The 12,967-nt window shown below is 35.8% G+C and carries 9 protein-coding genes; 7 read left to right on the top strand and 2 right to left on the bottom strand.

All coding sequences use genetic code 11. The features are described from left to right. The first annotated feature begins 231 nt into the window (after positions 1-231). From AA0017_RS15140 to AA0017_RS15115, 6 genes are all read left to right on the top strand, one after another. Positions 232-864, top strand: coding sequence for a WYL domain-containing protein (locus tag AA0017_RS15140; RefSeq protein WP_413375732.1), 633 nt, complete (start codon positions 232-234; stop codon positions 862-864). Between the two features lie 88 nt (positions 865-952). After that, positions 953-2,035, top strand: a complete 1,083-nt coding sequence (locus AA0017_RS15135) for a hypothetical protein (RefSeq protein WP_413375730.1) — start codon at positions 953-955, stop codon at positions 2,033-2,035. 959 nt (positions 2,036-2,994) lie between these two features. Then, the gene (locus AA0017_RS15130) at positions 2,995-4,542 is read left to right on the top strand and encodes a type I restriction-modification system subunit M (protein ID WP_413375728.1); all 1,548 of its coding nucleotides are present in this window, start codon (positions 2,995-2,997) and stop codon (positions 4,540-4,542) included. Continuing rightward, positions 4,539-5,780 (top strand): restriction endonuclease subunit S, encoded by a 1,242-nt coding sequence (locus tag AA0017_RS15125; protein WP_413375727.1) that lies wholly within the window; start codon positions 4,539-4,541, stop codon positions 5,778-5,780. The genes AA0017_RS15130 and AA0017_RS15125 overlap by 4 nt, the downstream gene beginning before the upstream one ends. 1 nt (position 5,781) lies before the next feature. Then, entirely contained in the window at positions 5,782-6,978 is a 1,197-nt protein-coding gene (locus tag AA0017_RS15120; protein WP_413375725.1) for an AAA family ATPase, read from the top strand. Between the two features lie 41 nt (positions 6,979-7,019). After that, entirely contained in the window at positions 7,020-10,118 is a 3,099-nt protein-coding gene (locus AA0017_RS15115; RefSeq protein ID WP_413375723.1) for a type I restriction endonuclease subunit R, read from the top strand. Positions 10,119-10,202: 84 nt separating this feature from the next. Here AA0017_RS15115 and AA0017_RS15110 read toward each other — a convergent pair whose 3' ends face one another. Together AA0017_RS15110 and AA0017_RS15105 are read right to left on the bottom strand one after the other, a co-directional pair. Then, positions 10,203-10,352, bottom strand: a complete 150-nt coding sequence (locus AA0017_RS15110) for a hypothetical protein (protein WP_413375721.1) — start codon at positions 10,350-10,352, stop codon at positions 10,203-10,205. Positions 10,353-10,383: 31 nt separating this feature from the next. Beyond that, complete coding sequence (locus tag AA0017_RS15105; RefSeq protein ID WP_413375719.1) at positions 10,384-11,421, bottom strand: IS701 family transposase; 1,038 nt, start codon at positions 11,419-11,421, stop codon at positions 10,384-10,386. A gap of 508 nt (positions 11,422-11,929) precedes the next feature. On the opposite strand from AA0017_RS15105, the gene AA0017_RS15100 reads away from it, so the two are divergent. Continuing rightward, positions 11,930-12,967 carry a nucleotidyltransferase gene (locus AA0017_RS15100; RefSeq protein WP_413375717.1) on the top strand — a complete coding sequence of 346 codons (1,038 nt, stop codon included), beginning with the start codon at positions 11,930-11,932 and terminating at the stop codon, positions 12,965-12,967.

Raw genomic sequence — 12,967 nt, 5'->3', positions numbered from 1 at the left:
AGTCATCAGCAAATAACCTGATATATCATAACTTACTAGTCTTATAGTGTTTCAATAAAAAAATGTAAACGTTTTCTATATTTACTATAAAGCACTTTCATTTATTTTTATGGTATTTTTTTATTAATAATAGTATTTTTTTCTTAATATTTAATTTAACTATTGATATATTTGTCATCACCTGAATTAGTGAAAACTCTTCTTTAATGGAAAAACAAATGCCAATAGAATTTGTCAATAAGCTTTTTAAAAAAGATAGTAAGTCCGTCTAATCAGCTTATCATTCAAATGGGGACGCCTGCCTTTCAAGAACAACAACAAAATTTTTTATCACCTGTCATTCAAGCGATTATCAATTCACACACGATTGAAGTAAAGTATCACACACAGAGCCGAGATGTAACAACTAACCGTTGTCTTGATCCGTATTACTTAATTCCGCGTGATCACCGTTTTTATTTGATTGCTTATTGCCATAAGCAACAAAGGGTGCTTACGTTTAGGTTGAGTCGGATACTTAACGTCACACAGACTGATCAAACATTTGAAAAACAAGAGTTCAATGTAAAAGAGTATTTTAAACATACGTGGTCGATTATCCAAGGAACGGATAAGGTTCACTTTAAAGTGTTATTTAGTAAAGATATTGCCCGTTACATAAGAGAAGAAGAATTATTTGTGAAACCAAAGCTTACAGAGAGAGAAGATGGAAGCTTATTATTTGAAGTGACATTAAATCATGAGCGTGAGTTTTTACAGTGGATCATGCAATATGGAACGAGTGCTGAAATCCTTGAACCCGTTCATTATCGTGACAAGATGAAGGAGACCCTTCAGAGCTGGTTAAAAATGTATCAAAAATAAATCGATAAAACATGCGTTCGATGACAAACAGCTGTCAAATTCCCTTGTTATCCTATTCATGTAACGAACAATTCATGGGGGGATAACAATGAAAAAAGTAAAGTTATTTGTTTTACCATTCGTCGTAGCGGCGTTTGTATTGACTGGATGTGGAGCGGGATCAACGCTTGAGAAGGTCGAATCGGAAAATCAAACGGGTTCAGAATCAGACGCTGAATTGACACCGAATTGGTTAGAAGAAAAGGAAAATCTAACAACAGAAGAACAGATGATTAAAAGCTTTGTCTTAGATTTTTACACGACCGATGCAGAAGCAAGAGAGCAAGCCATTAAAGAATACGTTCATCCAGATTTACAGGAACTCTTTTTGTTCATTAGTGGATTTACAGAAGAGGACGAAATCACAACCATTGAAAGCGAAAAGTTCGCAGTAATTGAATCGATGGAGCACAAAGATGATGGAGAGCAAGGCACGATTGTACTGACGAGAATTGAAGATGAATCAGGCAAGATAGACGAAAGGATTTTCTTTGTCTATGAAGAGAAGCTAGGATGGATCTTCAGTCGAGGTGCAGAAGACGAAGAGATGCAAGAAGCTTTTGAAGAAATGAGAGCCCTTCTATCAGCAGAAGTGCCACCAGCTGAGTTACTCGTTGTCTATGAGCATGAGGAAGAAACAGGAGAAGAAGACTCGTCAGCTAGCTCAGACCAAGAAATTGGCACAAGAAACGAGCCATTAACCATTGGTGAGCGTGTGACGTTAACATATTATGATTGGCTTCATGGAAATGTTGAGTTAGAGCTAGAAATGCTTGAGGTTATTAGTGGGGATGCAGCATGGGAAATGGTCCGTAACGGCAACCAATTCAATGACGCACCTGGTGAAGGTCAAGAATATATTCTAGCCAAATACCATGTCGTTGTCAATAAAGTAGAAGAAGAACCATTCGACTTACACCATGCCCTATTTGACGCAGTGAGCAGTGGCGGGAATGCATATGATGACTTTATTTCCGTATCAGGCCTGGAGCCGGATCTATCGAATGAATTGTATGAGGGTGCAGAACGTGAAGGGTTTACGTACTTTTTAGTTGATAAAGATGATGAAAATCCTTTGGCTGCCTTTCAGCGACGAACGGATGCGGAGGTTTGGTTTCAGTTGAGGGAGTAGTAAGGGGAGTGGAGTGGGCCAACCGGGCAGGGATGCTTGGTTGGCATGTTAGTATAGTTTGTAAAGATCTGAAATAGGTGTATAAAAAAGAATGGATAAAAAGAACCAAAGAGGAGAGATATTCATGAAAGAAAAATCTATAACTTGATTAGTACATAGTAGACTATTGCTGAGTAGCAACGATTTCTATAACAATCGGGATATAGATTGGGTAATATTAGTATGTTCTAGAGGAGTCTAGTGATATAACTTGACGTTAGTTTAACCAATCATATTGAAGTCTTTGATACCTACATCCATCACTATGCGGATTTTTTTCATGTGAACACATACTTGCTGATAGTAAATTGACGGTGGAATGGTGTATAATATGGTAAATCATTGGCGAATAAAGGATTTACCAGTAGGTTTTTGAAACAAGACTATTGGACTGTTGAGCTGGTATTACAGAGTGATTTTACATAAAGTATTATGTCGGTGTAAAGACAGTAATTGGTCCCAAAACTTTGGTAGAATAAGTGGAGTAGGTAAGGTGCTATAAAGCCTAGTGGCTAAAGATTTTGGGGATAAATTGTAGGCAAACATTATTTTAAGTTTACAGTGACCAATTGAAATAAATAATCAAGCTCTGCAAGTTACAGTGAAAAGAGAGAACATGAACTAAAATCGTGTCATTATCGAGCTGTATGAACTGTGTGTGAGTTGTAAGATATAAAACGCCTGCTGGCAATACTACGAGGACCCATTATATGGAAAGGTCATTTTGCAATATCTTGTGAAAGTATAATAGAACAGATATACAGATCACCATAGATCCCTTTTAACGTTACGTTAGAAAAAAGACAAGAGCATTGCATGTGTGAATATAGTAAAAAACTAAAAATGGAAGGAAAACTTCAATCTTATTTAGAAGTGCTTCTAAAATAAATGTAATAAGAAGAAAAACTGGAGGAATATAAATGTCAAGTGCAACACAACGTGCCGAATTACAATCTCAAATCTGGAAAATAGCCAATGATGTCCGTGGCTCAGTAGATGGATGGGATTTTAAACAATATGTTTTAGGAACACTTTTTTATCGTTTCATTAGCGAGAACTTTTCTAGCTATATTGAAGCGGGAGACGAAAGTGTCAAGTATGCTGACCTTCCTGATGATATTATAACTAAAGAAATTAAAGAAGATGCCATTAAAACAAAAGGTTATTTCATGTATCCGAGTCAGCTGTTTGCTAATATTGCGAAAGCCGCTAACGCAAATGAAAGTTTGAATACTGATTTAGCTGCGATTTTTTCTGCTATTGAAAGTTCAGCAAATGGTTATCCTTCTGAACGAGATATTAAAGGCTTATTCGCTGATTTTGACACGACAAGTAATAGATTGGGAAATGCTGTAAAGGATAAAAACAGTCGTTTAGCTGCTGTTATTAAAGGCGTTGAAGGGCTTAATTTTGGTGATTTTGAAGATAGTCAAATAGACCTTTTTGGTGATGCCTATGAGTTTCTAATCTCCAATTATGCTGCCAATGCTGGTAAATCTGGAGGAGAATTTTTTACCCCGCAGTCTGTATCTAAGCTTATTGCTCAATTAGCTATCCACAAGCAAACAACCATTAATAAGATTTATGACCCTGCAGCTGGTTCAGGTTCATTGCTATTACAAGCGAAAAAACAATTTGATGCTCATATTATCGAAGATGGTTTTTATGGACAGGAGATTAACCATACAACTTATAACCTTGCTCGTATGAATATGTTTTTACACAATATAAATTACGATAAGTTTAATATTGTTTTAGGAAATACGCTACTAGACCCTCACTTTGGTGATGAAAAACCTTTTGATGCTATTGTATCTAATCCACCCTATTCAGTAAAATGGATTGGAACTGATGATCCAACACTAATTAATGATGAAAGATTTGCTCCTGCAGGCGTTTTAGCCCCAAAATCTAAAGCCGATTTTGCCTTTGTACTTCATGCCCTTAGTTATCTATCAAGCAAAGGTCGTGCTACTATCGTTTGTTTCCCAGGTATTTTTTACCGTGGTGGTGCAGAACAAAAAATTAGAAAGTATCTGATTGATAATAACTTTGTTGAAACGGTTATTTCTTTAGCACCTAACCTTTTTTATGGGACTTCAATAGCGGTGAGTATCTTGGTTCTTTCTAAGCATAAAACCGATAATAAAACTCAGTTTATTGATGCAAGTGGAGTAGATTTCTATAAAAAAGGAACTAATAATAACATACTTACAGATGAGCATATTGAGCAAATAATGAAAATGTTTGACAGCAAAGACGATTTTGATCATGTTGCAAAATCTGTTGAATATGATGCAATCGTTCAAAATAATTACAACCTTTCTGTTAGTTCCTATGTGGAAGCAAAAGACACAAGGGAAGTCATTGATATCAATGAGCTGAATGCAGAAATAAAAACAACTGTAGCAAAGATAGACCAACTTCGTGCCGAAATTGATGACATTATTGAGGTGATTGAATCATGATAAAGCAGAATTATATGGATAAATTGCTTGATGGGGGTGATGTTGAGTGGAAGCCTTTGGGAGAGATAGCGAAATTTCGTCGTGGCTCATTCCCTCAACCTTATGGTAAAGATGAATGGTACGACGGTGAGGGTGCAATGCCTTTTGTTCAAGTAGTTGATGTTGGGAAAGATATGCGACTTGTACAAAACACAAAAAATAAAATCTCAAAATTAGCACAACCTAAAAGTGTGTTTGTACAAGAAGGTACTGTCATTGTAACTTTACAGGGCAGTATAGGTCGAATTGCTATTACACAATACGACTGCTATGTAGATAGAACCCTTGCTATTTTCGAGAGCTTTCAGGTCGAAATTAATAAAAAATATTTTGCATATCAACTACAATCCAAATTTGCGTTTGAAAAAGAAAAAGCTCGTGGCAGTACGATAAAAACTATTACCAAAGCAGAATTTACAAAGTTTCAAATTCCCATCCCACCTCTAAAAGTACAAGAGGAAATCGTCCGTATTTTGGACGCGTTCACAGAGCTTACCGCAGAGCTTATCGCAGAGCTTATAGCAGAGGTAACAGCTCGTAATAAGCAATATACCTATTACCGTGATAAGTTGTTGACTTTTGACGAGGGTGAAGTTGAGTGGAAGACGTTGGGGGATGTGGGCGAATTTACTCGAGGCAAGAGATTTGTAAAAACCGACATGCTTTCAGAGGGGTTCCCGTGTATTCATTATGGTGAAATGTATACGCATTATAATATCTGGGCAGAAAAGACAAAATCTTTTGTTAGTCATGATTTAGCTTCAAAGCTAAGAGTTGCGAATCATGGTGATGTTGTAATTGTTGCTGCTGGAGAAACAATTGAAGATATTGGGAAAGGTACTGCATGGCTTGGCAATTCGGGAGTTGTTATTCATGATGCTTGTTTTTCATATAGAAGTTCTTTGAATCCTAAATATGTCTCATACTTTTTACGCACCAAGCACTTTCATGACCAAATTAAAAAATATATATCTTCAGGGAAAATCTCGGCGATTAATGCGAACGGTTTGAGCAAAGCAAAAATCCCCATCCCATCTTTTGAAGAACAAGCCCGCATCGTATCTATCCTCGATAAATTCGATGCATTGACATCATCAATTACCAAGGGTTTACCACGTGAGATAGAATTGCGTCAAAAGCAATACGAATATTACCGTAATATGCTTCTTAGCTTTCCAAAAGAGGAGGTAGAGGCATAATATGGGTGTTTCATTAACTGATATTGCACAAACGTTGAAAGACGCCAAACATAAAACTAAAGCTAAAGATGCGAGTGAATCTGATGTAAAAGTTCAGTTGGTTTATGCTTTTAATGGGACGGGGAAAACTAGGCTTTCACGGGAATTCAAATCGTTAGTATCAACGAAATTAGAGGGGAATAAGGAGTTAGAGTTATCGGAAGAAGTGGGTAAAAAATACCTTTATTATAATGCTTTTACGGAAGATTTGTTTTATTGGGATAATGACTTAGAAAATGATACAGAACCAAAACTTAAAATCCATCCTAATATTTTTACAAACTGGATTTTAGAAAGACAGGGACAAGATAGGAATATTATTACTAATTTTCAAAACTATGCCGATGAAAAATTAACTCCATATTTTAATGAAGAATATTCTATTAAAGATAAGAATGGGAATATTGTAACAGTAGGGGCTTTTACAGAAATAACTTTTTCATATGAACGTGGTAATGATGAGATTTCAGATAACATTAAAATTTCAAAAGGTGAAGAGAGTAGCTTTGTATGGTGTGTTTTTTATTCTTTACTTGAACAAGTTATTGATGTATTAAATGTAGCTGAACCAAGTGATAGAGAAACAGATCAATTTGATCAGTTGGAATATGTATTTATAGATGACCCAGTAAGTTCATTGGATGACAATCGTTTGATTGAATTGGCGGTAAGTTTGGCAAAATTGATTAAGACAAGTCAGTCAGACCTAAAATTTATTATAACCACACATAATCCTTTATTTTATAATGTGTTGCATAATGAGTTTAAGAAAGAGAAATTTAAAAAATATTTTCTAAAAAAAAGGGAAGATGGAGAACATGAATTAGTTTTCCAAAGGAAAGATTCACCTTTTGCCTATCACATTTTCTTAATAACAGAAATAGAGACGGCTATTGAAACAGATCAATTAAAAAAGTATCATTTTAATTACCTTAGGAATATTTTGGAGAAAACATCGACATTTTTGGGTTATGACAACTGGGGGGAACTTTTAATTAAAATTACAGAGGGAAATCCTGAACCTTATATTACAAGAATCATTAATATTTCGAGTCATTCTAAGCATTCAGGAGATGAAATAGCTGAATTATCAAATGATGATAAACGTGTTTTGAATTATTTACTAAAAGGGCTTAAGGAAAAATATCATTTTAAATAAGATGAAAGAAATGAAATTGAAGTAGGGGAGGCGGTAAATTAATGAGCGATTTCAAAGCCATTGCAGAGTCAAACAACTATATAGTTTTAGATAAATATACCAAGATAGCAGAACAAGGTGTTGGCTATCAAACGGAAGCTAATTTAGAACGTGAACTGATTCAAGATTTAGTAAATCAAGGTTATGAACATCTACCAAATGTAACCACTCCTGAAAAAATGCTTGCTAATGTCCGAGTGCAACTGCAAGGTCTTAATCGTGTGCAATTTTCAGACGCTGAATGGATTAGGTTTTGTGAGCAGTTTTTAGATAAACTGAGTGATAACCACATTGATAAAACCCGTAAAGTTCATAACGATTATATATATGATTTTGTCTTTGATGATGGGCATATTCAGAACATCTACCTAGTAGATAAAAAAAATATTGCCAATAATAAAGTGCAGGTTATTTCGCAATTTGAACAAAAAGGAACGCATGCGAATCGATATGATGTTACCATCTTAGTCAATGGCTTACCTCTAGTACAAGTGGAGCTCAAAAAGCGTGGGATTGCGATTCGTGAAGCCTTTAATCAGGTTCATCGATACAGTAAAGAGAGTTTTAATTCGGAAAACTCTCTCTTTAAATATTTACAGATTTTTGTAATATCTAATGGTACAGATAGCCGTTATTTTGCAAATACGACTAAACGTGATAAGAATAGTTTTGATTTCACTATGAATTGGGCAAAATCGGATAATATCCTAATTAAAGACATAAAAGATTTCACAGCTACATTTTTTCAGAAAGATACTTTATTGAATGTACTACTGAAATATTCCGTATTTGATGCGAGCGACAATCTGCTGGTTATGCGACCTTATCAAATTGCCGCGGCAGAAAGAATATTATGGAAAATTAAGAGTGCATACCAAGCAAAAAAATGGAGTACCATTGAAAGCGGCGGATATATTTGGCATACAACAGGTTCGGGAAAAACGCTTACGAGTTTTAAAGCAGCTCGCATGGCTACTGAACTGGATTTTATCGATAAAGTTTTTTTTGTTGTAGATCGGAAAGACCTGGATTTTCAGACGATGAAAGAGTATCAGCGTTTTTCTCCTGATAGTGTTAATGGCTCAGAAAGTACCGCAGGATTAAAACGCAACATAGAAAAAGATGATAATAAAATTATTGTGACGACGATTCAAAAACTGAATAACCTAATGAAAAGCGAAACAGAGTTACCTATATATAATAAGCAAGTGGTATTTATTTTTGATGAAGCTCACCGTTCACAATTTGGTGAAGCTCAAAAAAATATCAAGAAAAAGTTTAAGAAGTTCTATCAATTTGGATTTACAGGCACGCCTATTTTTCCAGAAAATGCGTTAGGTTCTGAAACGACTGCTTCTGTCTTTGGCCGAGAGGTACACTCTTATGTAATTACGGATGCCATTAGAGATGAAAAGGTTTTAAAGTTCAAAGTAGATTATAACGATGTACGTCCCAAGTTCAAAACGATCGAAAAAGAACAGGACGAGAAAAAGCTATCGGCAGCAGAAAATAAAGAAGCACTACTGCATCCTGAACGCATCAAAGAAATTTCACAATATATTCTTAATAATTTTAGAGTAAAAACCCATCGTCTAAACGCGAATGGAAAAGGATTTAATGCCATGTTTGCTGTGAGCAGTGTTGACGCAGCAAAACTTTACTATGAATCATTAAATAAATTACAGCAAGGAAGCAATAACCCCCTTAAGATTGCTACAATCTTCTCTTTTGCTGCTAATGAAGAGCAAACTGCGATAGGTGAAATTCTTGATGAAACTTTTGAACCTTCAGCAATGGATAGTAGTGCAAAAGAGTTTTTAAGTTCAGCCATCAAAGACTACAATGCAATGTTTAAAACCAATTATGGTGTAGAAAGTAAAGAGTTTCAAAATTATTATCGTGACCTTGCTAAACGAGTAAAAGACAAAGAGATTGATTTGTTAATCGTTGTTGGAATGTTTTTAACTGGTTTTGATGCACCTACATTAAATACTTTATTTGTTGATAAAAATCTTAGGTATCATGGTTTAATGCAAGCTTATTCGAGAACAAATCGTATTTATGATTCCACTAAAACTTTTGGGAATATTGTTACTTTTAGAGATTTAGAACAAGCAACCATAGACGCTATTACTCGTTTTGGAGATAAAAACACTAAAAATGTGGTTTTGGAAAAAAGTTATAAAGAGTATATGGAAGGATTCGCTGATGTGGCAACGGGTGAAGCCCGTCGTGGTTATGCAGATATAGTCAGAGAATTAAAGGAACGTTTTCCTAATGTTGATGAGATTGTTACTGAAAAGGATAAGAAAGAATTTACTAAACTATTTGGTGAATATTTGCGTATTGAAAATATCCTACAGAACTATGATGAATATTCCGCTTTAAAAGCTTTACAAACAGTAGATATGTCTGACCCTAAAGCTTTAGAAGACTTTAAGGCTACTCACTATGTAACGGATGAAGATATAGCTGTTATGCAAGAGACTCAAGTGTTAGAAGAAAGAGCTATTCAAGATTATCGTTCTTCATATAATGATATTCGTGATTGGTTTCGTCGAGAAAAAACTGGAAAAGAAAAAGGAAATGCCTCTATTGATTGGGATGATATTGTCTTTGAGGTAGATCTTTTAAAATCCCAAGAGATCAACTTAGATTACATTCTTGAACTTATTTTTGAGCATAACAAAAAGGTGAAAGATAAAGCATTCTTGGTTGAAGAAGTTCGCCGATTAATTCGTTCTAGTGTAGGAAACCGTGCAAAAGAAAGCTTGGTAGTTGATTTTATCAACCAAGCTGATTTAGATAGTATTCAAGATAAAGCAAGTATTATTGATGCCTTTTTCTCATTTGCTCAAACTGAGCAAAAACGTGAAGCAGAAGAATTGATTAGTAATGAAAATCTTAATGAAGAAGCTTCAAAAAGATATATTTTAGCTTCATTAAAAAGAGAATATGCCAGTGAAAATGGAACAGAGCTTAATGAAGTTCTTCCTAGAATGAGCCCTCTTAATCCTCAGTATTTAACAAAAAAGCAGAGCGTTTTTCAGAAAATCTCTGCCTTTGTAGATAAGTTTAAAGGTGTAGGTGGAAGGATTTAATAAATCTAACTTGATCCTTGCAATTTTTGATTAATCGCCTAAAAAAAGGCAGACGGGTAGTGTGGTACGGTTTTCAGATTTTTTTTAAACCGTTAACTTTAATTCTTTCAGGACATCAGAGAGTGGTTTCTCCAGTAAGGCTTGTTCATAGGCATAGACAGCGATTTGACCAAGATGATCTTTTCGAAGCTCCGAACGACGTCCCCTATCGTTAAGGGAAGTTCCTGTTGCCACTCTTGACGTTGGTACTCTAGATAGTTATAGGTCAGAACTGGATACACCAAAAACGTTCAATCCCTTTGCGTGAAAGAAGCTGGTATTCGTCAAAGCCGAGTAACTCCTTAAAATAACGATATCCGGTTTCGATATTCCACCGTACTTGATAATAGCACAGAATGGTCACGAGATTCAGGCTACTATCTGTACAAAGAAGACAAAATGGTTTTTTCCTCGAATCGAATTTGTTTTCCCAGGACAACAAGACTTTGGCACATTCTGTATCACTTAGATTGCCTTCATCCGTATAAATTTTATAGGTATGACCGTCCACGGTAACGGGGTGGAGGTCCGTTGATTCCAAATAAGTGGAGGCAAAATCAGATAGTTTGATTCCGACTCCAGCTGGGTATATCTTTCGGTTTATCCTTAAACCACCAATGAGATGAAACCCTTTCTGATAACAGGATTCGATCAGCTTTTTAGTCGTATACCAACTATCAACCAAGACGTAAACTTGTTCATCGTCACGAGCTGGATAGGAGTCGATTAACTCAATGGCCAGATCATTTTTACTCTTAAAAGAGAGCTCCTCTTTTTGGCAATAGGATTTACGGAAATAAGAGCGAAAATCCCAAGCGAAGGAATGGTTCTCACTGACGACATGAGCGGTTACTACACAATGAGCCCAGACCGTTTTCCTATCTGAGTGAGAAAAATGATAGTCGAGACCTTCCATCCGTTTCGTTGTACGATCCTTTTTACATGGTGTGTCATCGACAATGAAAAAGACAATGGGCCGTAAATCTCCAGCTTTGGACCGAGATTTTTTGATTTGATTGACGACAAACTGGAGTCTACGCCTTTTCAATCGGTTTCGGCACCAAGGGGATTCATTTAGAAAACGAGTCATGCAGCTAAGATCCCGATTTTCATTCGTTGATCGGCGAATTTGGGAGACATTTATTCTTCCGTCCGTCAAAATAATGCCATGAACAAAGGTCAACATTTGTTTCATTTGTGGTTTAGAAAGTTGTAACTGCAGGGCTAAAATAAAATTGACTATATGTGAATAGAAGGTTACCATGTTATTGGAAATTCTCCTTTTTAATGGAATTTGGGCTGGTAACCAAAATTTCACCCAAAAGGGATGAATGTCCTTTTTTATTTTCAGAAACGACAAAAGTTCTGTGCCTTACACAGGTTTAGACAAATTTCGATATGACAATTTTTTTGCAAGAGTCAAGTGTTTTAAGTATGATTCGTTTTATCTTGTGAAAGTTTTCACTTAAACTAACAGGATACTTTAATCGAATAAAAACAGTATAAAAATTCTATTTTGTTGTTTTAAAATACTTTTTTGTTTTCTTAGAAAGTACCAATTGATTTATGATGTATATCATTATGAATATATTGATTGACGATTAAATAGGTAAAAAGATATAATGATAGTACCTCAAAAATAAGAATGTATGTTTGTATTTTTGCTTTTCATCCAGATGATATTCTCTTCACATTTTCTTTTTTTTTTATTAGCCCACTTCGTAGAAAAAACATCCAGTAAACAGTACAAATGAATTAGGAGGTAAAAAGGGATGGGGAACCTGCAATCATATTTCTTGGATTTTCATGATGCAATTAAGTTGGAAATCGATGATAACCAAGTCCTGCGAGAAAAACGTGAGGAGCTACTCGAGATTTTAAAAGAAAATATCGACCTTGAAGAAGGTAAGTACGATATTTTTCATCAAGGAAGCTACACGATGCACACGGGTGTTAAGCCTTTAGAGGATGGCGACTATGATATTGATGTCGGCCTTTTGTTTAACATCTCAATTGTGGATTATCCTAACCCAGTTACAGCAAAGAAGCTTGTATATAACGCATTGAAGGATGATTATGAGGACACCGAGATGAAGTATCCTTGTGTGACTGTAAAGTTCGAAGGAGAAGGCGATGAGGACGACCGTAATTATCATGTGGACTTTACGATATATTCGAATGGAAATGATGATGGTCAAACGTACCTAGCGAAAGGGAAGCTTGGTAGCGGGAGTGACAGCAGGACCTGGGAGCATTCTGACCCAAAAGAGTTGGTGAGAACCATCAAAGAAAACCTGACGGATAAAGAAGACCGCAAGCAATTCAGAAGGGTCATCCGATATTTAAAGAGATGGAAAGATTTGAGGTTTAAGGGTGTCGTAAATCGTCCATCAGGGATTGGTCTAACGGTAGCTGGTTTGACTCATTTTTATCCGCATTTTTCTTATAACGCCTTTACAAAGACATACGATGACTTGGACGCTTTGGAATCGTTTGTTCAGAATATGATTAACTCGTTTAGTTATAGGTTTAATGATGACGGTGAATGGGAGGAGCGGTTAGAGGTGAATCTACCAACCCCTCCATATAATGATATTTACGAGAAAATGACAGGCGGCCAAATGAAGAATTTCAAGTCGAAGCTTGAATCTTTACGTGACAGATTGAAAGAGTCAAGAGATGAAACAGATCCAGTAAAGGCATGTGAGATGCTGCAAAAAGAGTTCGGAGAAGACTTCCCTGTTCCGACGAAGAAGGAGTCCGCTCAGCAGAGAGGACCTGCCATCATGGTAGACCATTCTTCAGCATGA

It is taken from the genome of Alkalihalobacillus phoenicis (assembly GCF_047302405.1).
Taxonomy (GTDB): domain Bacteria; phylum Bacillota; class Bacilli; order Bacillales; family Bacillaceae_D; genus Alkalihalobacillus.
This window is presented reverse-complemented; position numbering and strand designations above follow the sequence as displayed.